This is a genomic window from Gardnerella sp. c12Ub_1 (assembly GCF_055804375.1).
This window is the reverse complement of record NZ_JANUZC010000001.1, coordinates 397,950-422,673: the sequence shown is the minus strand read 5'-3', so window position 1 is coordinate 422,673 and position 24,724 is coordinate 397,950. Positions and strand designations below refer to the sequence as shown.

18 protein-coding genes are annotated in these 24,724 nt (G+C 39.9%); 9 read left to right on the top strand and 9 right to left on the bottom strand.

Annotated elements, in window-relative coordinates; genetic code table 11:
• Positions 1-6: 6 nt before the first annotated feature.
• The 3 genes from NYP65_RS01720 to NYP65_RS01710 form a co-directional block, all read right to left on the bottom strand.
• Positions 7-1,023, bottom strand: a complete 1,017-nt coding sequence (locus tag NYP65_RS01720) for a DUF58 domain-containing protein (protein ID WP_102705053.1) — start codon at positions 1,021-1,023, stop codon at positions 7-9.
• Entirely contained in the window at positions 1,020-2,156 is a 1,137-nt protein-coding gene (locus NYP65_RS01715) for an AAA family ATPase (RefSeq protein WP_180946727.1), read from the bottom strand. The genes NYP65_RS01720 and NYP65_RS01715 overlap by 4 nt, the downstream gene beginning before the upstream one ends.
• Positions 2,157-2,265: 109 nt before the next feature.
• Positions 2,266-2,967 (bottom strand): uracil-DNA glycosylase, encoded by a 702-nt coding sequence (locus NYP65_RS01710; protein ID WP_101896584.1) that lies wholly within the window; start codon positions 2,965-2,967, stop codon positions 2,266-2,268.
• A gap of 133 nt (positions 2,968-3,100) precedes the next feature.
• On the opposite strand from NYP65_RS01710, the gene NYP65_RS01705 reads away from it, so the two are divergent.
• Together NYP65_RS01705 and groL are read left to right on the top strand one after the other, a co-directional pair.
• On the top strand, positions 3,101-3,781 hold the full coding sequence (locus NYP65_RS01705) for a LytR C-terminal domain-containing protein (RefSeq protein WP_004133213.1): 681 nt from the start codon (positions 3,101-3,103) through the stop codon (positions 3,779-3,781).
• A gap of 309 nt (positions 3,782-4,090) precedes the next feature.
• Entirely contained in the window at positions 4,091-5,716 is a 1,626-nt protein-coding gene (gene groL / locus NYP65_RS01700; RefSeq protein ID WP_004133211.1) for a chaperonin GroEL, read from the top strand.
• Between the two features lie 114 nt (positions 5,717-5,830).
• Here the strand turns inward: groL and NYP65_RS01695 are convergent, their stop codons facing one another.
• Positions 5,831-6,124, bottom strand: a complete 294-nt coding sequence (locus NYP65_RS01695; RefSeq protein WP_004130730.1) for a WXG100 family type VII secretion target — start codon at positions 6,122-6,124, stop codon at positions 5,831-5,833.
• Between the two features lie 161 nt (positions 6,125-6,285).
• Between NYP65_RS01695 and NYP65_RS01690 the strand changes: the two genes are divergently transcribed.
• From NYP65_RS01690 to NYP65_RS01665, 6 genes are all read left to right on the top strand, one after another.
• The gene (locus NYP65_RS01690; protein ID WP_032812836.1) at positions 6,286-7,020 is read left to right on the top strand and encodes a TPM domain-containing protein; all 735 of its coding nucleotides are present in this window, start codon (positions 6,286-6,288) and stop codon (positions 7,018-7,020) included.
• Positions 7,021-7,080: 60 nt separating this feature from the next.
• On the top strand, positions 7,081-7,821 hold the full coding sequence (locus NYP65_RS01685) for a response regulator transcription factor (RefSeq protein ID WP_004130734.1): 741 nt from the start codon (positions 7,081-7,083) through the stop codon (positions 7,819-7,821).
• A 2-nt stretch (positions 7,822-7,823) separates the two neighbouring features.
• The gene (locus NYP65_RS01680; protein ID WP_115793911.1) at positions 7,824-9,845 is read left to right on the top strand and encodes a sensor histidine kinase; all 2,022 of its coding nucleotides are present in this window, start codon (positions 7,824-7,826) and stop codon (positions 9,843-9,845) included.
• 121 nt (positions 9,846-9,966) lie between these two features.
• A complete protein-coding gene (locus NYP65_RS01675; RefSeq protein ID WP_115793912.1) occupies positions 9,967-10,356 on the top strand; it encodes a cold-shock protein in 390 nt (129 codons plus the stop codon).
• 18 nt (positions 10,357-10,374) lie between these two features.
• Complete coding sequence (locus NYP65_RS01670) at positions 10,375-11,589, top strand: DUF3027 domain-containing protein (protein ID WP_473410517.1); 1,215 nt, start codon at positions 10,375-10,377, stop codon at positions 11,587-11,589.
• Between the two features lie 82 nt (positions 11,590-11,671).
• Complete coding sequence (locus NYP65_RS01665) at positions 11,672-14,269, top strand: ATP-dependent Clp protease ATP-binding subunit (RefSeq protein ID WP_004130742.1); 2,598 nt, start codon at positions 11,672-11,674, stop codon at positions 14,267-14,269.
• A gap of 75 nt (positions 14,270-14,344) precedes the next feature.
• Here the strand turns inward: NYP65_RS01665 and NYP65_RS01660 are convergent, their stop codons facing one another.
• Both NYP65_RS01660 and NYP65_RS01655 read right to left on the bottom strand, forming a co-directional pair.
• Positions 14,345-17,101, bottom strand: a complete 2,757-nt coding sequence (locus tag NYP65_RS01660; protein WP_174191339.1) for a bifunctional lysylphosphatidylglycerol flippase/synthetase MprF — start codon at positions 17,099-17,101, stop codon at positions 14,345-14,347.
• Positions 17,102-17,103: 2 nt separating this feature from the next.
• Complete coding sequence (locus tag NYP65_RS01655; RefSeq protein ID WP_473410516.1) at positions 17,104-18,483, bottom strand: alpha/beta hydrolase; 1,380 nt, start codon at positions 18,481-18,483, stop codon at positions 17,104-17,106.
• A 294-nt stretch (positions 18,484-18,777) separates the two neighbouring features.
• Here NYP65_RS01655 and NYP65_RS01650 point away from each other — a divergent pair, with 294 nt between their 5' ends.
• Positions 18,778-20,814, top strand: coding sequence for an LTA synthase family protein (locus NYP65_RS01650; protein ID WP_473410515.1), 2,037 nt, complete (start codon positions 18,778-18,780; stop codon positions 20,812-20,814).
• On the opposite strand, the gene purD is transcribed toward NYP65_RS01650, so the two are convergent.
• The 3 genes from purD to purF are packed head-to-tail and all read right to left on the bottom strand — an operon-like array spanning position 20,811 to position 24,703.
• Positions 20,811-22,088 (bottom strand): phosphoribosylamine--glycine ligase, encoded by a 1,278-nt coding sequence (gene purD / locus NYP65_RS01645; protein WP_473410514.1) that lies wholly within the window; start codon positions 22,086-22,088, stop codon positions 20,811-20,813. The genes NYP65_RS01650 and purD overlap by 4 nt on opposite strands.
• 33 nt (positions 22,089-22,121) lie before the next feature.
• Positions 22,122-23,156: a phosphoribosylformylglycinamidine cyclo-ligase gene (gene purM, locus NYP65_RS01640; RefSeq protein WP_415695164.1), complete on the bottom strand. Its 1,035-nt coding sequence runs from the start codon at positions 23,154-23,156 to the stop codon at positions 22,122-22,124.
• Positions 23,157-23,209: 53 nt separating this feature from the next.
• Positions 23,210-24,703 (bottom strand): amidophosphoribosyltransferase, encoded by a 1,494-nt coding sequence (gene purF / locus NYP65_RS01635; RefSeq protein WP_116689576.1) that lies wholly within the window; start codon positions 24,701-24,703, stop codon positions 23,210-23,212.
• Positions 24,704-24,724: the final 21 nt, after the last annotated feature.

Below are 24,724 nucleotides of genomic sequence, written 5' to 3'. Positions count from 1 at the left end.
CCCAAACTACTCTAAGAGTAAATCTTGATTCTTCTTAACATTAAAAACGCTATTTTGCAAAGTTGCGTTGCAAATAAATTTAGCTAAAGAATGGAATATTTGGCTGCTGGAAGATCCTCGTATAAGGCAAGCCTTATAAGTGTTTAAGCAATCGTGCAAAGCGTTGTTTACAAATGCTCTATGTGCTTTTACCTCTTTAGCGCATGAATCATCTATTAAAAACGCTGGTATTTTGCGCATAGTTGTTCCATCAACTATTGGAATATTTTTAGACGCGCTAAATGGGTTTACAGGATTTATTGTTACAACTATTAAAGAATGTAAACTTGCGATTTTTTGTAAATCATTAAAATGTTTTTGCAAAATAGCGTATTCGTCCGTAATTATTACGATTAAACTATGTTTTTGCGTAATCGAATTAGCAAAATCAATAATTGCATTTGTGTTTCTAGTCTTTTTGCGTGCATTGCATAGTGAAATATCTAAGCTACGTTCAAAATCAGGAAGATTCCTGCAAGATGGGATTCTTAAAATATTATCTCCATCAAATAAAGCGCAATTAAGCGAATCGTTGCGTTTTAAGCTTAAAGACGCAAAAAAGCATGCTGTGTTAGAAGCAGTCTCATATAAGTACTCATTGCTTTTAGATGCGCAAGAAGCATTCATATTTACGCTAGAATCCACAAGAATCCAAGTTTTAGAAGAAGATTCGCGCTGCCTGGAAGAAACCATCGGCTCGCCAACTCTTGCGCTGGCTTTCCAATTAATCATTCTGGCTTCGTCTCCAGGCTGCCACGCGTGAACGTCTACTAAGTCGCCATTGCCAAATTTTTGACTAGAAGGATGTTCTCCTTCGAAAATGCTTAAAGATTTTTTTGCAAGTGGTAAATTTAGGCGATTGTCCAACACTTCGATTTTTCTTCTAACTTTTTTAGACGAATCGGAGCATAGCAAACTTCTTTTAGCATTATTAGCAAAAAAAGTTGGATGAGAATAAGCGTTAAGCAGTTTTGCAAAAATCATGGTGCAGGAACCGTCTTCACTATTGCATCAATAACTTGATCGCTAGTAATCGAATCCGCTAAAGCTTCAAAAGTCAAAAGAATTCTGTGTCTAAGAACTTCGTGAGCAAACTTTTTAACATCTTCTGGAATAACGTAATCTCTTCCAGAAAGCAAAGCTTGAGCTTGACCAATGCGGATCAAAGCAATAGAAGCTCTAGGGCTTGCTCCCATTCTAACTAGCGAAGAAATAGTTTTAAGAGGATGACTTCCTTGGCCTCTAGAAGTTGCAACAATATCTACAGCATAGTTCATAACAGCTTCCGAAACATGCACTCGCTTAGCAGCTGCGCGCAAAAAAGTAACATCTTGCAAACTTATTTTTTGACTATTAAGCGTTTGAGGATTAAAAACGTCACTTCCTCTGTTTGTTAGAAGCTCTAGCATACTTACTTCTTCGCTAGGCGAAGGATAAGTCATAACTGCTTTAAGCATAAAACGATCCATTTGAGCTTCTGGAAGATTAAATGTGCCTTCTTCTTCAATAGGATTTTGCGTAGCAATAACCATAAAAGGCTGAGGCAGATTAATGCGTTCCCCGCCTATTGTTGTTGCGCCTTCGGCCATTGCTTCTAGCATAGCGGATTGTGTTTTTGCGTTAGAACGATTGATTTCGTCTAAAAGAATCACGTTTGCGTGAATAGGGCCGATTTGTGTGGTAAATCTTTGAGAAGCAAAGTCAAAAACTTGTGTTCCAACTAAGTCTGCTGGCATTAAATCAGGAGTGCATTGAATTCGCTTAAAACTTCCAGACATAGCTGTTGCAAGAGTCTGCGCAGCAGTTGTTTTTGCAAGTCCTGGAACTGATTCAATAAGAATGTGGCCCCCAGCAATAAGCGTCAAAATAAGTGATTCTCTAAGTGAATCTTGGCCTACAAGCGTTTGCGTGAATCTGGAGCGAAGAATGGCAGCTATTTGCTGTGCTTTTTTAATGCTTTCGTTAGACACGCCTGCAGATATTGGCTGATTTACTTCGTCTATTGTGCTAGAAGCAACACCATTAGAAGCAGGTATGCGCGGTTGAGGTGGAAGAGAGAAAACACCAGTATTTTCGCTATTATTTTGACTATTTGGTTGTGGAGGGAATAATGCCATGCGTTTTATTTTAACCGATATGCGCTACCTTAGATGTTTTTAGTTTCTATTTTTGGCAAGTCTTTACTCGTTTTTCTATAAACTCCAGCTTGCTATGTGCTTTAGATTTCTATAAACTCCAGTCAATTGGTGTTGCGCCTAGAGATATTAATGCTTGATTTGCTCTAGAAAATGGCTTTGATCCAAAAAATCCTCTTGAAGCAGAAAGTGGGCTTGGATGAGGGGATTGAATAATTATTGCATTTGTAAGAAGAGGTGCTAGGCTTTGAGCGTTTCTGCCCCAAAGAATAGCCACAAGTGGAAGTGGTTTGCCATTAGCATCTTTACGATTATTTAATGCTGTTATTGCAGCATCTGTGATTTGTTCCCAGCCTTTTCCTTGATGACTATTAGCTTTTCCAGCTTCTACGCTAAGGCATCTGTTCAAAAGCATTACGCCTTGCTTAGTCCAAGGTGTTAAATCGCCATTTTTAGGCATTAGAACGTTTAAGTCGCTAACTAATTCTTTGTAAATATTAGTCAGACTTTTAGGCAACGGTTTAACACGAGCATCTACACAAAAACTAAGACCAACGGGGTGGCCTGGAGTAGGGTATGGGTCTTGGCCAACAATAAGAACTTTTATTTGATTAAATGGAATAGTAAAAGCTCTAAGAATATTATGACTTTCTGGCAAAAATCGCCTTCCGCATGCCATCTCTTCGCGCAAGAAGTCTCCCATTTTGTGGATTTGCGGTTCAACTGGCTCAAGAGCATTTGCCCAATCTGGGTCTATTAGTTCGTGCAAAGATTTTCTATTCTTAATATTCATGATTATCAACTCTAAAACAAGGGCGATAAATCCAAAATCAAATATAAAAATAAATAAATTTTTTACGCTTTGTGCGCGGCATTCGCTAATATGGATTCATATTGTTTAGATAGTTTTTAGAAGGGATGCAATTATGGCGCATAAGCAGAACGTGTCGTTTACGCCAGATGCTTTTGATAATCCACCAGAAGGCCCTGTTGGTGTTCATCGCGGAAATCGCGCTTGGTATGCTGTATTGCTCCCATATGTAGTAGTCATAGCTGTAGCTGTTATTTTAGGCGTTTTTGCGTGGGCTATTATGTCTGGAGAAATCAACAATATTCGTTTGCCTTGGAGTGCAAATCAGTCAACAACTGCTAAGTCTTCTAACGTTAAGAGCGGTAAGATTGATGAGCACAAGAGCAAGTCTGATAATGCTAATGACGATTCAGACGAAGATAGAGATCCAGTAAAAGAAGATAAGTCAAACAAAACAGATAAAAATGATAATAGCTCTAAGGATTCTAAAGACAATAATGCAAGCGACTCAAATTCTTCTGAACAACCTATTAACAAGACTGTTCCAGTAAGAGTTGTTAACGCAACAAAGATTCAGGGTCATGCGGCTCAAGAAGCAGCAAAGCTTAAGCAAGCAGGCTATGCAAGCGTAGAAGCTGCAAATCCTTCTGGAAACGTTCCTGCTGATTCCGTTGTTTGGTATAAGGGAGACGAGAATCGATCTGCTGCTGAAGATATTGCTAAGACGCTTGGAATTAGCAATGTTGAGCCTGCAAATCAAATAGCAACCACTATTGTTGTTGTTTTGTGCAAGTAAATGTGCAATTAGATTGCATATGTGCGAGTGCATTAAATAAGTGACGCAACAAGTGATGTAATAAATTTGATTAATAAATAAATACTTAAATAGTCAATTGAAAAACTACAATAAGTGGCTTTTTGATTGGCTATTTTTGATTTTATACTATAGATTTTTTCTATAGATTTTTGATTATAGTTGGCACTCGGGCATGTAGAGTGCTAATCTTCATTTAGCACTCAGTTTAACGGTTTAGTCAACAGCTGACGGTTGATTAGCTAAAAGAAGCATGAGTGAGTGTCCATAGTTAATTTATGTGGAGGAATAATGGCAAAGATTATTGCCTATGAAGAGGATGCCCGCCAGGGTATGCTTGCTGGTCTTGATAAGCTTGCAAATACAGTAAAGGTCACTCTTGGACCAAAGGGTCGTAACGTAGTTCTAGATAAGTCTTACGGCGCTCCAACAATCACTAATGATGGCGTTTCAATCGCTAAAGAGATTGACCTTGAAGACCCATACGAGCGTATTGGTGCTGAATTAGTTAAGGAAGTTGCTAAGAAGACTGATGACGTTGCAGGCGACGGCACTACAACCGCTACTGTTTTGGCTCAGTCTTTGGTGCACGAAGGCTTAAAGAACGTTGTTGCTGGTAGCAATCCAATTGCTCTTCGCCGCGGCATTGAAAAAGCTTCCGAAGCAATTGTTAAGGAATTGCTTGCGTCTGCTAAAGATGTTGAAACAAAGGATCAAATCGCTGCTACTGCTACGATTTCTGCTGCCGACCCAGAAGTTGGCGAAAAGATTGCAGAAGCTCTAGATAAGGTTGGTCAAGACGGCGTTGTTACTGTTGAAGACAACAACAAGTTTGGTCTTGATTTGGACTTTACAGAAGGCATGCGCTTTGATAAGGGTTACATTTCTCCTTACTTTGTAACTAACGCAGAAGATCAGACTGCTGTTTTGGAAGATCCATACATTTTGCTCACTTCTGGCAAGGTTTCTAGCCAGCAAGACATTGTTCATGTTGCAGAACTTGTTATGAAGTCTGGTAAGCCATTGCTTATTATTGCGGAAGATGTTGATGGCGAAGCTTTGCCAACTCTTGTTCTTAACAAGATTCGTGGCACTTTCAACACTGTAGCTGTTAAGGCTCCAGGCTTTGGCGATCGTCGCAAGGCAATGTTGCAAGATATGGCAATTTTGACTGGCGCTCAGGTTGTTTCTGACGACCTTGGCTTAAAGCTTGATTCTATCGATGCATCTGTGTTTGGTCATGCATCTAAGGTGATTGTTTCTAAGGATGAAACAACTATTGTTTCTGGTGCTGGCTCTAAGGAAGACGTTGAGGCTCGTGTTGCTCAGATTCGCGGCGAAATCGAAAATACCGATTCCGATTACGATCGCGAAAAGCTTCAGGAGCGTCTTGCAAAGCTTGCTGGTGGAGTTGCCGTTATTAAGGTTGGCGCTGCTACAGAAGTAGAAGCCAAGGAGCGCAAGCATCGCATTGAAGATGCAGTGCGTAACGCTAAGGCTGCAATCGAAGAGGGCTTGCTCCCAGGTGGTGGCGTTGCTCTTGTTCAAGCTGCTGCAAAGGTTGAGAAGTCTGCCGAAGTCGCAAATCTTAAGGGCGAAGAAGCTACTGGCGCTGCAATCGTGTTCCGCGCTGTAGAAGCTCCAATCAAGCAGATTGCTCAAAATAGCGGTGTTTCTGGAGATGTTGTTCTTAACAAGGTTCGCGAGCTTCCAGAAGGCCAAGGCTTTAACGCTGCAACCAACGCTTACGAAGATTTGATGGCTGCTGGCGTTACCGACCCAGTTAAGGTAACTCGTTCTGCTCTACAGAATGCTGCTTCTATTGCTGGTTTGTTCTTAACAACCGAAGCTGTTGTTGCAAATAAGCCAGAAAAGCCAGCTGCAGCTCCTGCAGGCGGCGCAGAGATGGGCTACTAAATTAAATTAACTCTTTGATTGAGTCTGTTTAGTTATCAATACATGAGCGGTAAAGTTTTGACTTTGCCGCTCATGTTTGTTTTTGTTTTTGTTTTTGTGATTTGTGACTTTTGTTTAGTTCATTGCAAACAAGGAAGTTGCTTGTGCTTCTGTATCCATGTAAATGTTAGAAACATTTTGCATTGCTAATTGAATTGCCTCTAGAGATTGCTCCATTTGTTGGTGTGCTGCACGCCATTGCCCAGCTGTTGTTGCAAACTGAGTTGCAGCAGGGCCAGTCCACACGCTTTGTAATTGCTGTAGATTTGCGTACATTCCATTTGTTGCATCTCGAATCGCATTAATCGAAGATCCGACTGCTGCGGCAGATTGCTGAATTTGCTCTGAGTCTACTCTAAATTGTGACATTTTTTACTCCTTAATGTTTGTAAATGTATGCGTTTTTCTATGTTTTTTTTTATTTCCGTGTTCTCTAATGCTTGTATAGAATGTGCTTGTACAGAAAGATGCGTCTAAAACTCAATTTTGCTATTGTTTCTTGTAATCTAAAAACACGGTATTATGAATATATGCCATTAAGCGATTATGACAAAGATTTTTTTACTAATGTGGTTAAAGGCTTATGCGCACTTATAATGCTTGCGTTTTTAAGCCAAATTGCTTTATTTGCAAGCATTGCTTTTGCGGAAGATGAATCAAAAAATGGTGATCTAGCAAATAAAAGTTCTAATAATTATGGCATTGTTGCTACTGATTCAATTACAGATACGGAAAATCTTCTAGGGGATTCCGTTGCAAAAGTTTCCGATATGATTGCTAGCACAAAAAAGCAAACAGGCGTATCTGTGCGCCTTCTTTACTTAGCTAATTTTAGCGGCAGCAAAGACCCATCAAAGTGGGCTAGCGATTTATTGACAAGCACGAATCCAGCTCCAAACACTGTTCTTTTAGCAATTGCTACTCATGATGGAAGGCTTGTTGTTGCAGTTTCGCCTAATTCCGATGAATGGCTTAAAAGAAAAACAACGGTTGACTTATTGTCGGATGCAGCTTACAGGCCATTAGTTAACGCGCAAGGTGCTGACTGGGCTAAGTCTGCGATTTTGCTTATGAAGCAGATTTCTAGAGCTAAAAAAACAGCGGTTACGCCTTCAACAAGTATTATTGCAACTATTGTTATGATTGTTGTGATTGCAGCATTGTTTGTAATTGTTGCGATTGTACTTTATAGAAGAAATTATGTGCTAAAGCAAGTTAAACTAGGATTTAGAAAAGCTAAGCGTAGGCACGCATCGCATAAATAAAATTATTTTTTCCAGGAAACACTCAGGAAACATTCAGCTTTATAAGTGATGCTAAACAGTATGGGTAAGAATGTAGAAGCATCTATTGTTGTGGTCGATGACGAACCTTCAATTCGTGAACTTTTGGTTGCATCGTTGCACTTTGCTGGATTTGACGTAGAAACCGCTGCCTCTGGATCGGAAGCAATCGAGGTTATAGAGCGCGTTCATCCAGATCTTATTGTTATGGACGTTATGCTACCAGATATTGATGGGTTTACTGTTACAAGGCGAATCCGCCAAAATGGTGTGGTAGTGCCAGTGCTGTTTCTTACAGCTAGAGATGATACTCAAGATAAGATTATGGGTTTAACAGTTGGTGGAGATGACTACGTTACAAAACCTTTTAGCCTAGAAGAAGTAGTTGCTAGAATTCGTGCGATTTTGCGCAGAACTCAAGAGCCAGAAGAAGACACCCCTGTTGTGCGCGTTGCAGATTTAGAGATTAATGAGGACTCGCACGATGTTTCTAGAGCTGGAGTTCCAATCGAGCTAAGTCCTACGGAATACAAGCTTTTGCATTACTTAATGGATAACGAAGGCAGAGTGTTGTCTAAAAGCCAGATTCTTAATCACGTTTGGCAATACGATTGGGGTGGAGACGCAGCAATCGTTGAATCCTATATTTCTTATCTTAGAAAGAAAATCGACGGTATTGAGATTAAGAATGACGATGGCTCTATAGAGAAAGTTGTTCCACTTATTGAAACTAAGCGTGGAATTGGTTACATGATTCGCGTACCAAAGGCGGGTCAAGCCTGATTATGAATAGTGGCAAGTCTGCGGAAGTCGCTATTTATAATCCAGAAGTTGCTAATGCAAATGCGGATTATAAAAGCAAAAACAATAATCCTAATAAAAAGCATAAAGCAGCAAAATGGATACGTAAACATCTAGATGCAATACCGTTAAGCACTCGATTAGTGGCATGTACGCTTGTAGTTTTAACTATTGCAGCATTTTGCATATCATTGTCGATTAGGCAATTAGTTGGAAGCTATTTGCTAGATAAAACCGATGCTCAGTTGGCAGATCAAGCCCAGCTTATTTACGACAATATTGATTTGCTTAGAAAAAAGGATTCAAAAGATCCAACTGTTGGTCCAAATGACTATTTCTTGCAAATTCGAGACACTAATAACAAAATTATTACAACGCCTTTGGTTCCTCCGCTTAAAGGAGACGTTGTTTCTATGCCAACGCTGCCAGAAGATGGAGAAATCAACAGCGTTGTTATAAAAAGAAAGCCGTTTACATCTCCTGCTGTTGTTCATGGCGACCTTAAAAGCGTTGATGAAGCAACTGCAAAGGTTGCTCAGTCGCCGTGGCGCGTACTAGTTCTTACATGGGGTAATCGCAGTGGTTACAACTCCGAAATGCGCGTTAGAGGTTACGTTTATATAGCGCTTTCTCTAAGCGACCAAATGGATACTCTAAATACTCTTACGCGCTATTGTTTAATGGTTAGTATAACTGTTATTTTGCTTGGTGCAGTTTTGTCTGCTTTGATTATTCAATCAACTCTTGTTCCGCTAAAAAGAATAGAAAAAACAGCTTCTAAAATTGCTTCTGGAGATTTAAGCAGACGAGTTCCATCTGCTCCAGAAAACACGGAAGTTGGGTCTTTGGCAGCAAGCTTAAATTCAATGCTTTCTAGAATTGAGCAAGGCTTTAACGATCAAGAAGCAATGACAGAAAAAATGAAACGTTTTGTTTCGGATGCAAGTCACGAGCTTAGAACGCCACTAGCTGCGATTCACGGTTATGCAGAATTGTATTACATGTGGAGAGGCGTTGCTGGTCAGCAAGATAAGGCTGATGATTCAATTGCTCACATTAAGGCTTCTAGCGAAAGAATGACGGAGCTTGTTGAAGATTTGCTTTCGCTAGCGCGATTTGATGAGGGGCGAGGAATCAATGTTTCTCAAACTGTTAATGTAACTCCAATTCTTAAAGATGCTGCTAATGATTTGCGCGCGCTTGATCAAGTTAGAGTTGTGCAGCAAGGAACATTGTATTTAGCAGACGACTTAAAGCTAATGGATTGCTCTAAGCCTACAAATTGTAATCTTGATAGAAAGTTTATTTTTACTCCGGGCTCGCTTCCTAACGTTACTATAAAAGGCGATGGAGCAAGGTTGCGTCAAGTTCTTACTAATATTGTTGGCAACATTCATCGTTATACTCCAAGTGATTCTCCTGTAGAAATCGGAATGGGAATTTTTAAAGCTTCGATTACTCCAGAAGCTTTGCAAAAAATGAGCTCTGTTTCTAAGTCTCTTAAGGACTTTTTGGAAGCTGCAGAAGTTAGCCAATCAACAGGTGCTGGCAGTTCTTATGTTGTTATAAGGGTTGTTGATCACGGCCCTGGAGTTCCAGAAGAATCGCTGCCTCATATTTTTGAGCGTTTCTATATTGCTGATCCTTCTAGAGCTAGAGAAAAAGGCGGTACAGGCTTAGGCATGTCTATTGCACAATCTGTTGTTAAAGCTCATCGCGGTTTGATTTGCGCAACAACGTCTTGTGCGTATAGAACTAGCCAAGATGATTTTGCTACAGATATTTCTGCAGACATAACAATGAATGGAGATGAATCTTTGGATTCTAAGCCTCACGGTTTAACTCTTACAGTTGTGTTGCCAAAAGTTATTATTGACGATAATAGTGATAATAACGATAATAACGATAATAACGATAATGCGAGCAAAGAAAGTAATGTAGATAAATCGAATAAAATGCTTACAAGTGGCTCTATTAGTGATGTTGAAAACAAGAAGATTGCTTAGATTATTTAGGTTGTTCTAGATTCATGCGCTACAATTAAAAAAGTGTGAATCTGTAGAGTTATATGGATGTAGTAGAATTGATGATTCGCATAAAGTTTAGTGAATTTGAGTGAGGTGTGTTATGCCCAACGGGCGTGTTCGTTGGTATGATTCCCAAAAGGGATATGGCTTTATAGTAGATGAAGATGGCAAGGATGTATTTTTGCCTTCTTCTGCGTTGCCATCGTCAATAAAGGAATTGCGTAAAGGTATGCGTGTGGAATTTTCTGTTATAGAAGGGCGCAAAGGCCCGCAAGCAATGGGACTTACACTCGTAGCTTCTGCTCCTTCGCTTGTAAAAGCTACAAGGCCAAAAGCAGAAGATATGGCTGCAATCGTAGAAGACCTTATTAAGCTTTTGGACTCTGCTGGCAACGGCTTGCGCAGACGCCATTATCCATCTAGTGCAGAATCTAAAAAGCTTGCTCATTTGTTGCGTGCTGTAGCAGATAATTTTGACGTACAAGATTAATAGTTAACAGGATTTTTTATGGAAGATGAAGTAATAAATCCGCAGGAGCTTGCTTATGAAGTTGCTGTGGAAACTTCGGAGCGCAAAAACGCTGTAGGCGATTTTGTAGGCAAAACGAATCTTGGTAGTAATGTTACTGATTTCCGTTTTGCTTGCACTATGCTTGGCTATGAAGGCTGGCAATGGTCGGTAACGCTGTATCATGATGAAGATGCTGGTCGTTGGACTGTTAACGAGTCTAGTCTTGCTCCAACTGAAGATTCGTTACTTCCTCCTCCTTGGGTTCCTTGGAAAGATAGACTTAGGCCTACGGATCTTTCGGTTATGGATTCAATCGGCACTGCAGAAGATGACTCCAGGCTTGAAGATGGAGTTAAGCTTGATGGTATTCAAGAAAATAATGCATCTGAAGATGGTTCGCAATGCGCTAAAGATAGTGAAAACACTAATAACGATGCAAATAGCGAAAATAGCGAAAATAGCGCGGATAGTTCAGATAGTTCAGATAGTTCGGATAGCAAAAGCGCATATAATACAGATAACGCAAGTGCAGAAGATGATGAAAATCTTGAAAATGGGGAGTCAAAAGAAGATTTTGAAGATGCTGTTGAAACTTTCCGCTTAACTCGAAAAAGAGTTATGACTGCTCAGGCTATAGCTCAAACTGCAAAAAGATGGTATGCGGGTCAACATGGGCCAAAGTCGCTTTCTACTAATATTGCAGATGGAAAAGCTTGCTCGTCATGTGGATTTATGATTCCTCTTGCGGGAAGTCTTGGAAACATGTTTGGAGTTTGCGCAAATATGTGGAGCCCAGACGATGGGCGAGTAGTTGCGCTTGATCATGGATGCGGAGAACATTCCGAAATAGCGCCTCCTGAGCCATCGCAGCTTTGGGTTCAATCAGAGCCTGCTTATGACGATTATCACATTGAGATTGTTCCTCAAACGCCTAGAGAAGAACGTGCAGATGTTGAGCTTATAGAAGAAGCGATTGAAGATAGCAAAGAAAATCGCAAGTCAAGGCGTAAGCGCGTTTTGGATGAAAATAATCAAGATAGTAAAGAGCATGATGACGATGGTTTGCGCAATGAGGGTGAAGATATTGCAAATAATAATAGTGGTTTGCAATATGAAGATGTTGCAGAATCAAAAAGCAGTGCACAAATCGTAGATAATGCAGAATCTGAAGATAATTTTGACTCAAATAATAATCCGCAACCAAACGATTAGTCCCACGGATTCTATAGAGAGCATTGCTCTAGAGTCATGGCAACTCGTTACCATGGAACAAGGATAAAAACGGAAGGCAATTATGTTTGAACGGTTTACTGACCGCGCTCGGCGTGTTATTGTGCTAGCGCAAGAAGAAGCGCGCGCTCTTCAGCATAACTACATTGGTACGGAGCATATTCTTTTAGGCCTTATTAGAGAAGGCGAAGGAATAGCAGCGAAAGCTTTGAGCGCAAAAGGCGTAGATTTAGACGGTACTCGCAAACAAGTAAAAGAGATGATTGGCACGGGCACTGTTTCGCCTAATGGCCACATACCTTTTACTCCGCATGCTAAGCAGGTGCTTGAGCTTAGTTTGCGTGAAGCTTTGCAACTTGGTCATAGTTATATTGGTACTGAGCATATTCTTTTAGGCCTTATTAGAGAAGGCGAAGGCGTTGGAACGCAAGTGCTTATTAAAATGGAGGTTGATTTAGGAGATCTTCGTAGCACGGCAATGGATTTGATTCGTGGCAATTCTGGCATTCCAGCAGACAGTCAAGGTGCCGATCTTGCAAATGCTGGTGGAGTTCAAGATAAACGCAATCAGTCTGGTTCTGCTCTTTTAGATCAGTTTGGAAGAAATCTTACTAACGAAGCTCAACAAGGCAAGCTTGACCCTGTTATTGGACGCTCTAAAGAAATTGAGCGTGTTATGGTTGTGCTTTCTCGTAGAACAAAGAATAATCCTGTTCTTATTGGCGAGCCAGGCGTTGGTAAAACAGCTGTTGTAGAAGGTCTTGCACAAAAGATTGTTGCTGGAGATGTTCCAGAAACTTTAAAGGGTAAGCAAGTTTATTCTCTTGATCTTGGCTCAATGGTTGCAGGCTCTCGTTACCGTGGCGATTTTGAAGAGCGCTTAAAGAAGGTGCTTAAAGAGATTAAGACTCGCGGAGATATTGTTCTATTTATTGACGAGATTCACACTATTGTTGGCGCGGGTGCTGCTGATGGCGCTTTGGGCGCTTCAGATATGCTTAAGCCTATGCTTGCGCGCGGCGAGATGCAAACGATTGGCGCTACAACTACAGATGAATATAGAAAGTATATTGAAAAGGATGCGGCTTTGGAACGCAGATTCCAGCCAATTCAGGTTCAAGAGCCTTCTATTGCAGAGACAATTGAAATTCTAAAGGGCTTGCGCGCGCGTTACGAGAATCATCATCATGTAACCATTACGGATGGTGCTTTGCAATCTGCAGCAGAAATGTCTGCTCGATACATTCAAGATCGCAATTTGCCAGATAAGGCGATTGACTTGATTGACGAAGCTGGTGCTCGATTGCGAATTAAGCGCTTAACAGAGCCTTCAGAGCTTAAAGAACTTGATTCTAAGATTTCTAAGCTTTCCGATAAAAAAGACGAAGCTATTAAGAATCAAGATTTTGAAAAAGCTGCCGACTTGCGAGATGAGCAAGAGAAGCTTGAAGAAGATCGTAAGATTAAAGAGCAAGCTTGGCGCGAAGGCGAATCCAATGTGAATATGGTTGTAGACGAAGATGTGATTGCATCTGTTGTTTCTAATACAACTGGTATTCCTGTTGTTAAGCTCACGCAAGCAGAGTCTAAAAAGCTGCTTGGCATGGAAGCAGAACTGCATAAGCGCATTATTGGTCAAGATGAGGCTGTTTGTGCGCTTTCTCGCTCGATTCGTCGTGCTCGAGTGGGCTTGAAGGATCCAAAGCGTCCTGCTGGCTCGTTTATTTTTGCTGGCCCTACTGGTGTTGGTAAAACTGAGCTTGCTAAGACTTTGGCTCAGTTCTTGTTTGACGACGACGATGCGCTTATTCGCGTAGATATGTCGGAGTTTGCAGAAAAGTATGCAGCTTCGCGTCTTTTTGGTGCTCCTCCAGGCTATGTTGGCTACGAGGAAGGTGGCGAGCTTACGGAGAAGGTTCGTAGAAAGCCATTCTCTGTGGTTTTGTTCGACGAGATTGAGAAGGCGCATCCAGATATTTTCAACACGTTGTTGCAAGTTTTGGATGATGGCCACTTAACAGATGGTCAAGGCCGAAAAGTTGATTTTAAGAACACTATTATTATCTTGACTACGAATCTTGGTACTCGAGATATTGCTAAGGCAGCAAACACAGGATTTAGCCTTGGTAATAACGCGGATGCTTCTTATCAGCGTATGAAGGATCAAGTTAATTCCGAGCTTAAGCGTCAATTCCGCCCAGAGTTCCTTAACCGTTTAGACGATACTATTGTGTTCCGTCAGCTTACTGAGCCAGAGGTTCGTCAAATTGTTGACTTAGATGTTAAGCGTTTGAACGACCGCTTGTTTGAGCGTCATATGGCTTTGGAGCTTACAGATGAAGCTAAGAATCTTCTTGCGCAGAAGGGCTTTGACCCGCTTCTTGGAGCAAGGCCATTGCGTAGAGTTATTCAGCGAGACATCGAGGATGCTATTAGCGAGAAGATTCTGCTTGGCGATTTAACAGACGGCGAGTGCGTTGAGGTGGATGCCGAAGGCGAAGGGTTGCTTGGAGAATTTATTTTCCGCGGTAAGAAGTTTGATTCCGCATGCAGCGACTCTAAGTCGGCAGAATCCACTGATTCCAGCGATTCTTCTGAATCAACTGAGTCAGCTAAATTAGCTGACTCTGATTCCGCTTCTAAAGTCGAATCGGAGTCTTAGTTGTACAATTAAGATTTCTATTAAAATCTCTTAATAAACTTAATCTCCGTTAATATGCAAGCTACAGCACGCAAATTAACGGAGATTTTTTTGATTTGCGTCTTTCTTAAGTGTTTTTAGCATTTCTAAAATTTGCTTAGGATTAGTTTCTGGCAAATAGGAGCTTGTAACAGCTAGCGATATTTGCGCGAGCTTTGCAGAATCCAAATAGCATATGTACACAGGACTATTGGTTGGTTGGAACTTTTTCTTAAAGAAGTACAACGACTTAAATCCGTATGCTGGTTCCAAAATGTCGGACATCATCTCTAGAGCATGAACAATAATCTCGTTGGACTCATGGTGATTTACGTCATTTTGTGCATGTTCTACGCCATCATTATCATTATTTCCTATATCGTCCTTGTTATTAACAGTGTTCGCTTCATTTTGCAAAGAAGTTGAAGTACTAGAATCGTTTGAGTCGCAAATATCTGTTATTCCAGCAAGAGGAGCAGCAGAAAGACTCATAAATTCCACAGCAGATTCTGGATTCTCAAGTCCTTCATCTCTTAAGCGTTCCGCCATTCTTGCAATAAGCAATTCCATAATTCCATTAGGACTATCCGTACGGTGCCTCATAAAATCAAGAGTCCACCCTATTACGCGATTGTTGCTATAAGTAGGCATCCAGCTCGTAACGCCAAGAACCTTGCCGTTATTGTCAATTGCATACAAAATTTTTACTCGAGGATCGTGCAATTCTTCTAATCCGCCAAGAGTAAACTTCATCTCTGGAAGAGATTTAAGCTCTGCCCACTCTTCCGAAATCTCAATAATCTGTTGTTGAATTTCCCACGGAGCATCGTTGTATGTGCTAAGAACATCTGTTATTCCATCGCGTTTTGCTTTGTTTATAGCGGTACGAATATCTTGCCACTTTTTGCCACGAGTTTGCCACTCTTTAGGGTAAACAAGCATATCGCTTCCAACTTTAATAGACATAAAACCAAGAGATTCTAGGTTTTTGCGGTCTTCCTCATGCACAGCATAGAAAGCTGGAGACCAAGAGTTTTGCTCGCAAAGTTGAATAAACGCTTTCAAATCATTCTTATATTCTGTTTTATCTCCAAAAGGCCCTGTTAATGTTAAAGCAATTCCATACTTAAGCCTATATGCTATTGCGGAGCGTTCCGTGTTGGAGAACCAATAGTGATTGTCTGGCCAAGTAGTCATAAAGCTCATTGTGTCTCCGCCAAAATGAACTAATTGACTTGCTTTTTTACGATCTTCTTCGTTAATAGTAACTTTGTTCTTAAACCACATAAGGCAAACAACAAAAAGAACAATCCAAAGAAGAACTCCAACGCATTGAGTAATAGCAGAAGCAAGTGGAGTTAATGGCATAAGCATTGCGTTAGATCTTGTTCCAAATCCCATAGGCATCCAACGTCCTGGAAGGTCACGGAGTAAATGATGCAAGTCTGCTGCAGGCTTAAACTCATTAGGAGCAATTAATCCAAAGCAAACATATCCTATTCCAGTAGAAAATAGTGCAAGAACAATTGCAACTAAGCCAATTCTGCGTTCAAACTTATCGCTATGATTTGGAAAATGCTTTATGTTTATAAACAATAGTATTGCGATTAATAGTGGAGGCAGAGCAGTGAGCATAAACGCTATAGAAGTTGCATTATTCTTGTGGAAAATCATAGCTTGCTTAGCTGCGATTAATGGCAAAATCGCAAAATACATAGTTGCATAAACTGCAGTAAGTCCATTAATTGTTATAGCTGCATAAGCTGCAAGCCTTCTTCCGCGTAAAAGCCCCCAAGCTATAATCATTAAAGTAACAATAGGCAAAAGAATACGAATCCAAAGACCGCCAATTGTTGCGTGTTGCAATCCAGAATGAAGCAAACAGCTGCTAGAACTATAATTCGATATGCATCTTGCAAGCCAAGGTTTTGTGCCCATTTGTGGAGACATAAACAAGCCAAGAGTTGTTAGTATTCCAGCGTGAGATCTTGAAGACAATGCAAGAACAGGGCCTAACGCCATAATAAGTTGCGCTATTGAAAAAAGACGCCTAATTTCGTAGTCTGTTCCATGCCACCAGCTTGCGCTTTTAGCAGTATTAGTTTTGTTGTTCTTGTTCATTGCATTGCCAATAATATGGCCACAAATCGCTGCAAAAATCGTGCAATAATCCCCAGGATTTCCACTATAAAGAAGCATTGCAGACGTTATTGAATAGCCCAAAACAAGCATTCGTCTACGCCACAAGATTGATTCGCATGTTGCTGCAGACATAAACGCGCCAACAAAAAGAGTAAAAGGCGAAAGTCTAATTGGTATTCTAGTAATCCAATGCATATTGCGAATAATCGCAGAAAGATTGCCAACTAGTGTTAGTCCTAGCAAAGTTCCAATAAGCGTGCTAGATACAGAAACAAAAAGCAAACGCATTTTTCCAATTCTTGTTTCTGCTAATCCGATTAAAACCAAAGAAAGAATAGCGTTAACAGCTAAAGACGGAAAACTGTTTACAAGGAAAAGCGAGTGGAACAGTTTAAGCAAAAGTTGAGGAACGTTTCTATGACCAAAAAGGAATGGGGAGCCAATTTTTGGCTTATGGTACGAGAAAAACTGTGCAAGAGTAGCGTTTGTACCGTAAGTGTAAATGTGCATTACGGTACGGAAAATCCAATGTAAAAGGTTTATAAGCAAAAATACAAGAGTGATTTTTACTGCAAGAACTCGCTGAGACAGCCAGATTTTAACATCATTACTTAGTATAGATAAATGATGTTTTGCTGTTGACTTGTGATTTTTTGATAAAAAGTTTGGCATGTTTATCGCCTCACCTTCTGATTAACAACCACTTGAATATTACTATAAGAGCTTAAATCTGGATTATGCTTTGCTATTCCAGCGTCTTTACAAAGATGATCAATAGCAACCTTTAATCCGCTTTGAACCGTATGCCAATCGTGGCCTGAGCCTTTAGAAATCATTGTTATAACGCTTATTCCAGCTTTGTGTGCTGCCACAGCAATAGTGGATTGGTTTATTTGTGATTTTGGATCCCATGCTCCTGCTATTGAATAATAATTTTGATTTAATGGAGCGTTTTTTCTCATTATGTTTGCTGGAATATGTTTTTCGTATTCCTTGCGATTCCCGTTAAAATAGCGGTTTATTGTTTCGTTTTTATTCTTGTAAGTTGGCTCTAATTCTCCGCCAGCAGAATACATGTTTCCAAATAACTTTGGATATGCTGGAACTATTTGAGTTGCGCAAGTTCCACCTTGAGAAAATCCTCCCATAAGCCAAAGTGCTGGATTTGTGCTTGCAGGAAGATTTTTGCGAATCCAGCTAACAACATCTTTAGTTAGGTACGTTTGAGCATTCCCATAAACCTTTGTGTTTGCGCAAAGTGAATTGTGCGTTGAAGTGCCATTTTGGTCTGGGGAAACAACAATCGGAGCTAAACCATTGTGTTTTTTAGCGTAAGCATCTAAAGTGTTCACTATTTCGCTTGCAGCAAATAGTCTATTAGGGCTTCCTGGCTGTCCAGAAAGAAGAACCATTACAGGAAGTTTTGGAGCAAATTTTGTTAGCGCAGCTGGAGGAAGATACACATTTGCGATTCTAGCGCGGAAGTTTGATTGCGTTGCAGGAATTCTAACAGAGCGGCTAATGCCTTTGGATGGCATTTTAGGCAGTTTTTTCTGATCTGCTAGTAAGTTCCAATCTTTAATCTCCATAATGGCATTGTGTTTATTATGCTCTTCTAGCTTTGGGTAATTTCCTAATCCAAAAACAGATCCAATAGTCGTGTATTCTCCGTAAATCATATTTACGCGAATCATTGTTGCTAAAACAAATAAGATAATCGAAAAAATAGCGAAAGCTCTTCTGCATCCTTTAGAAATTATTGCAGCACTTAGAGCAAAGCCTACGGCAGCAAATCCCCCTGCAATCGAACAAATCACAAGCCATCCAAGACTTACGCCAAACACAAGAAAAACGTCGGATATTAGCCAAGTTATGAATCCAAAAATAATGGCAAATAAAAATGCTGAGCCTAATTGAGTTAAGAGTTTTGAAAAATACTTAGACTTTTTAGGTTTTGTAATTAAAAGAACAGCTAAGCATAATCCAGATATTGCAAATATGCTTATAGGTAGAATGCCTTGCATTAAGTTAATTGTGGCAATAAATTGCTTCATTCTTACTGTTCCTTAAAACCTCGCTAGATTGAAGATAACAAACACAACCATTGCAAATATAGTATATAATCCTTAAAATTTTCTATATTTTGTCATCTATTATAATGATAAATGCTATAGAACATATTACAATACATCAAAAGTATGAATATGCATAGTTTTATACGGTTGTTTTGTATGACGATAGCGATACTTAAGATATATGTGTAAACGGATGCGTACACATACATGCGTTAAGAACGTAATAAACGTAATATGCATTAAACATTAGGCGTAAATCAGAAGGGTGCAAAATTGCCATTAAGCAATTCTCTTACAATTTTTAAGCAATTTGAGCGTTTTAAGATTAGGTTTGCTCGTTGGACGTACTCCGTTATGTTTGTTGCTTTTTGCGCAATAATGGTTATGATTGTGCAGTTTTCTGTACAGCGTTCTGGCCGAGTAGAAATGACTTCATCACTTTCGGCAAGTGCTTGGAACATAATCTCAAAAATGTGGCTTAAGCTTAATTTTGTTTTTGTGCTTAATCTTCTTATTCTTGCGTTAATTTACGGTATTTTGCTAATAATCATAAATCGTTTTTGGATTACGTCTGCTATTTTGATTAGCGCATCTATAATTGTTTCTGTTATTGAATATATGAAAGTGAATGTTCGATACGAAACTATTCTTCCAGCTGACTTAAACTTTTTAAAAAGTAATACTGGAAATATCGCATCTTTTCTTCCAGACAACGCAAATGCTGTTATTTTTAGCTCTATTGTTGCTGTTCTAATAACTTGGGTTATTGCGCTTTTATTGCATGTTCTAGATGTTAATCATGGAAAAATTGTTATTATTTCAAATTTAAGAACTTCGATTTTGGTTCGTGTTGTAACTTTAATAGCATTATTAGCGACTTTTGGATGGTATATTTGCACAGTTGGAACTGTTGATTCTAGCGCAAACAATTTTGCTAAGTTTATGGGAGACACGCCATCAATGTGGGACTCCGTTTACGACGCTCAAAGAAACGGCGCATTAGTGGCATTTTTAAGGCAAGTAAACCCAAAGGTTATGGATAAGCCTGCGGATTACAATGAGCGAACTATGAGCGCTTTGCTAGAAAAATACAATAATGAAGCAAAGAAAATAAACGCTTCTAGAAAGTCAAAAATCTCCGATAATACTGTTGTTTATGTGCTTTCGGAATCATTCTCTAATCCAATAAGAGTTCCTGGATTGCAACTAAATAAGAATCCAATGCCATTTATAAGCTCTTTGAAAGAGAAAACGGATAGTGGATTAATGCTTTCTTCTGGCTACGGCGGAGGAACTGCAAACCTTGAATACATGTCTCTTACGGGATTGAGCATGGTGAACTTTAACTCATCTCTTACAAGCCCGTATCAGCAACTTGTTCCAAATTCTTCTTGGACTCCTACGATTAACAGGTATTGGGGGAGTGAATCTAATTCCATAGCATTCCACCCGTATGAGCCGAGTATGTACTTGCGCTCAACAAACTATAAGAAGTTTGGTTTTAGTAAGTTCTACTCGCTAGAAGCTCCTAATGTTATTGCGCACAAAAATATGCTTGATAAATCGCCTTATGTTTGCGACGAGTCTGCGTATAAAAGTGCGTTTGAAAAAATCGCCTCTAGTAAAAATAATCAATTTGTGCAAATAGTCACAATGCAAAATCATATGCCATTTAGGAATTGGTATAAGAACAATGATTTTAAGGCTAGTTCAAAGCCTGGCTCGCCAAAGCTTGGAAGCTCGGAAATATCTTCGATTGAAACATATGCTAAGGGAGTGAGTTACACAGATAAAGCAACTCAATCATTCTTAAATGACTTGGATTCTATAGATAAGCCAGTGACTGTTGTATTCTATGGAGATCATCTTCCTGGAATATATAGTACTGCCAGCGATGATGAGAATAATTCTCTTGATTTACATCTAACTGATTACTTTATTTGGTCAAATAAAAAAGCTAGAGAAAATAATAAAGCTCCAAACAAAATTAGGGACTATTATTCTTCTCCAAACTTCTTTATATCGCAAGTGGCGTCTCACACAAATTCTAAAGTTTCGCCATATATTGCATTCCTAACACGATTGCACGAAAAGATTAGTGCAATGGAGCCTCCTGTAGTAAATAAGATTCAGGGGTGGGATAGAATTCCGCAAGGCCAGCCAATTTACTTGAATCCAGGCGGAAAGCCAATGATTGCTAGTAGTATGAACAAAGAAACTAAACAATTATTGAATGATTACCGTTTGATTCAATACGATATTACAGCTGGAAAGCATTATCTTAAAAACACAAACTTTCTTGGTTTTTAATTTTTCAATGCTTTAAGTGCTTTAGTTGCAATGTCGTGCCTATAAAACATGTTAGAAAGATTAAGATTGTCTAATATGCTATAGGCCTTTGATTGAGCATCTTTAACATCTTTGCCATTTACTTGCAAAAGTGCCACTCTTCCAGAAGACGTTACAAGATTATTGTTTTCGTCTAATTTAACACCAGAATAGTAAACATTTTGATCTGCACTATTAAGAGTGATTTGTGGCAGAGGTGTTCCTGTAACAAGCTTTCCAGGGTAGCCTTTGCTTGCTAACACAACGCCAAGAGTTACGCCATTTTTAGCCCAAGTAAATGTTGGTTCTTTGCCATGCAAAATGTTAAAAATAGCTTCGCCAAAGTCGCTAGTAAGTCTTGGAAGAACAACCTCTGTTTCTGGGTCTCCAAAGCGAGCGTTAAATTCTATTACTTTTGCGCCTTGCTCTGTGTTAATCAATCCAGCGTACAAAACTCCTGTAAAAGGCATGCCTTCGCTTGCAAGAGCTTGCAAAGTTGGGCGTACGATTTTATCAATCGCTTGTTTTACAACTCCATCGCTAATTTGTGGAACAGGGCTATAAGCTCCCATGCCGCCAGTGTTTGGGCCAGTATCGCCATCATGAGCGCGCTTGTGATCTTGAGAAATTGGCATAACCCAAAAATCTGTTCCGTTAGCAAAGCTCATTAATGAGAATTCTTCGCCTTCTAAAAACTCTTCTATAACTACTTTTGCTCCAGCTTTGCCAAAACGATGGTCTACAAAAATATCGTCTAAAGCTGCGAGCGCCTCATCAACGCTAGTGGCAACTGTTACGCCTTTTCCAGCAGCCAAGCCGTCTGCTTTAATAACAATAGGAGCGCCTTGATTTTTAACGTACTCAATCGCTGGTTCTATCTCACTAAATGTTTGGTAGGCGGCTGTTGGAATATTATGCCTTTGCATAAGTTGCTTTGCAAAATCCTTAGATCCTTCAATTTGAGCAGCCGCTTTGTTTGGGCCAAATGCTGGGATTCCATTAGCTTCAAAATCGTCAACAATGCCATTCATAAGAGGCACTTCGGGGCCAATAAAAGCAAAGTCGTAGTTGTTGTTCTTAACAAATTCGATTAAAGCGTTGTGATCCGATTCGCTAATTTTTTCAATTTTGATTCCGCTTTTAATCATGCCTGGGTTTCCAGGAGCAACTGTGACTTCGCTAACGCTTTTACTCGCTAAAAATGCAACTGCGATTGCGTGTTCTCGTGCGCCTGAGCCTACAACTAAAACTTTCATCTTTAATCCTTTATTACTTTAAGATTTTGTGAATTATAACAACTCAACTGCAACGTTTTCGCGTTTAATCATTTTGCCAATAACATACGCTTGTTCATTATTGTTTTTAAGGATTTGCATAGCTTCATCGGCTTTATTTGCATTAATTGCTAATATCATTCCGATTCCCATGTTAAAAACGTTGAACATTTCTGAGTGGTCTACTTTACCCGACTTTTCAATAAGGTTGAAAATTGCAGGAACTTGCCACTTTTTTGTGTCGATTTGTGCTGCAAGATTATTTGCAAACATTCTTGGAATGTTTTCTATAAATCCGCCGCCTGTAATATGAGCTACGCCTTTAATAAGATGATTAGCAAAAAGCGGTTTTAATGCTTTAACGTAGATTTTTGTAGGCTCTAAAAGAACTTCGCCAATAGATTTGCCACACAATTCTTCTGGTTTACTATTTACGTTGTAATTAGCTACATCAAAAAGTGCTTTTCTAACAAGTGAGAATCCGTTTGAGTGCACTCCCGAAGATGCAAGACCTATAAGAACGTCTCCAGGCGTGATTTTAGAGCCGTCAACAATGTTTTCTCTTTCTGCAACTCCTACAGCAAATCCCGCAAGATCGTACTCGTCTTCGTTGTACATTCCAGGCATTTCTGCAGTCTCTCCGCCAATTAAGCCAGATTCTGCCTGAATGCATCCGTCTGCAACGCCAGAAACCACTTGCTCGAGTATTTCTGGATTGTTTTTTCCGCAAGCAATGTAATCAAGGAAGAACAGAGGCTGTGCGCCTTGAGCTGCAATATCATTTACGCACATAGCAACACAATCAATGCCAATCGTATTATGCTTTTGCATCATTTGCGCAATCATAAGCTTTGTGCCAACTCCATCTGTTCCAGAAATTAGCACTGGGTCTTTGTATCCAAGGCTTGCTAAATCAAATAGGCCGCCAAAACCGCCAATTCCGCCCATAACGCCTGGTCTTTTTGTGCGATTTACGTGGGATTTTATTCTTCGCACAACCTCGTAGCCAGCTTCTACGCTAACGCCAGCTTGTTCATATGCGTTTGGCATTTAAGAATCCTTTCGTGTTTGTTTTAAGTGTTTAGTCGAAGTTTAGTCGTAGTTTAATCGCAGTTTTTAGTCGCAAAATTGTATTTACTATTCTTTTTAATATTCTCTAAAACTTCCTTGTCTTCTTTAGAAAGCGAAGCTAAGAATTCATCTCGATAGTCATCTAAAGCAGTAGGGTAGTCGCCATTAAAATACGCTACGCATAATCCTCCGTACGGAGCAGGCTTATTTAACCCAATAGACTCAACAAGACCGTCTAAAGATAAGAATGCTAAAGAGTCAGCGCCAATATATTCGCGAATTTGCTCAACAGAATGTTTAGCTGCAATAAGCTCTTTAGTAGTTTGAATATCGATTCCGTAGAAGCACGGGTATTTAAGAGGAGGCGAAGAGATTCGCATATGAACCTCTTTAGCGCCCGCTTCTCTAAGAAGACGAACAATCCTCTTAGACGTGGTTCCGCGAACGATTGAATCGTCAATAACAATTACGCGCTTTCCCTTAACAACACCTCTAACGGCCGAAAGCTTCATGCGAACGCCTTGTTCTCTAAGCTCTTGCGTTGGCTGAATAAAAGTGCGCGCAACGTATTGATTTTTAATCAAACCCATCTCGTTAGGGATTCCGCTTGTTTCGGCATATCCTGCAGCTGCAGAAAGCGAAGAATTAGGCACACCAATCACCATATCTGCGTCTACAGGAGACTCTTTAGCTAAGCGTGCTCCCATGCGCTTTCGCGCAGAATGAACATTAATTCCGTAAATATTAGAATCCGGGCGAGCAAAATAGATAAACTCCATTGAGCAAACAGCGTGCTGAATATTTTTTGCATAACGCTCAATCTTGTATCCATCGTTATTAATAACGATTATTTCGCCAGGCTCAATGTCTCTAATAAACTCCGCGCTAACAATATCTAAAGCGCAAGTTTCCGATGCAAGAACGTAAGCACCATTACTCATTCTTCCTAGACTAAGCGGCCTAAAACCATTAGGATCCGTTGCTCCAATAAGCGCGTCTTCTGTAAGAAGCAAGTATGCAAAACCGCCATGAACAGTTAACAGCGCATCTTTAAGCTTATCCATAAATGAAGTTTTGTTTGACCTTTTAATAAGATGCATCAAAACTTCTGTATCGGAGTTAGAGTGGAAAATCGCTCCGCAATCTTCTAGCTTATTTCTAAGAGTTGTGCAATTAGTAAGATTGCCATTATGCCCTAAAGCAACATCTCCATCGTGGAAAGAAAACAGAAAAGGTTGAATGTTCTCAACACTTCCAGATCCAGCAGTAGCGTAGCGAACGTGGCCAATCGCGCTGTTTCCAGTAAGATGCTTCATAATGTCTTCGTTTGCAAAAACTTTAGTTAAAAGACCTAAGTTTCTGTATCCTTTAAGATGACCATTATCGTTGGCAACTATTCCAGCACCTTCTTGTCCTCTATGTTGCAATGCGTGCAAGCCAAAGTAGGTAAGTCTTGCGGCATCGGAATGACCCCACACTCCAAAAACGCCACATTCTTCGTGAACTCCTTCAAGCTCAGCAGACATTCGCACCCCCTATATTTTCAA

Coding starts and splice junctions, on each gene's coding strand:
- NYP65_RS01720 (WP_102705053.1), bottom strand. CDS start 1,023: ATGATTTTTGCAAAACTGCTTAACGCTTATTCTCATCCAACTTTTTTT.
- NYP65_RS01715 (WP_180946727.1), bottom strand. CDS start 2,156: ATGGCATTATTCCCTCCACAACCAAATAGTCAAAATAATAGCGAAAAT.
- NYP65_RS01710 (WP_101896584.1), bottom strand. CDS start 2,967: ATGAATATTAAGAATAGAAAATCTTTGCACGAACTAATAGACCCAGAT.
- NYP65_RS01705 (WP_004133213.1), top strand. CDS start 3,101: ATGGCGCATAAGCAGAACGTGTCGTTTACGCCAGATGCTTTTGATAAT.
- groL (WP_004133211.1), top strand. CDS start 4,091: ATGGCAAAGATTATTGCCTATGAAGAGGATGCCCGCCAGGGTATGCTT.
- NYP65_RS01695 (WP_004130730.1), bottom strand. CDS start 6,124: ATGTCACAATTTAGAGTAGACTCAGAGCAAATTCAGCAATCTGCCGCA.
- NYP65_RS01690 (WP_032812836.1), top strand. CDS start 6,286: ATGCCATTAAGCGATTATGACAAAGATTTTTTTACTAATGTGGTTAAA.
- NYP65_RS01685 (WP_004130734.1), top strand. CDS start 7,081: ATGGGTAAGAATGTAGAAGCATCTATTGTTGTGGTCGATGACGAACCT.
- NYP65_RS01680 (WP_115793911.1), top strand. CDS start 7,824: ATGAATAGTGGCAAGTCTGCGGAAGTCGCTATTTATAATCCAGAAGTT.
- NYP65_RS01675 (WP_115793912.1), top strand. CDS start 9,967: ATGCCCAACGGGCGTGTTCGTTGGTATGATTCCCAAAAGGGATATGGC.
- NYP65_RS01670 (WP_473410517.1), top strand. CDS start 10,375: ATGGAAGATGAAGTAATAAATCCGCAGGAGCTTGCTTATGAAGTTGCT.
- NYP65_RS01665 (WP_004130742.1), top strand. CDS start 11,672: ATGTTTGAACGGTTTACTGACCGCGCTCGGCGTGTTATTGTGCTAGCG.
- NYP65_RS01660 (WP_174191339.1), bottom strand. CDS start 17,101: ATGCCAAACTTTTTATCAAAAAATCACAAGTCAACAGCAAAACATCAT.
- NYP65_RS01655 (WP_473410516.1), bottom strand. CDS start 18,483: ATGAAGCAATTTATTGCCACAATTAACTTAATGCAAGGCATTCTACCT.
- purD (WP_473410514.1), bottom strand. CDS start 22,088: ATGAAAGTTTTAGTTGTAGGCTCAGGCGCACGAGAACACGCAATCGCA.
- purM (WP_415695164.1), bottom strand. CDS start 23,156: ATGCCAAACGCATATGAACAAGCTGGCGTTAGCGTAGAAGCTGGCTAC.
- purF (WP_116689576.1), bottom strand. CDS start 24,703: ATGTCTGCTGAGCTTGAAGGAGTTCACGAAGAATGTGGCGTTTTTGGA.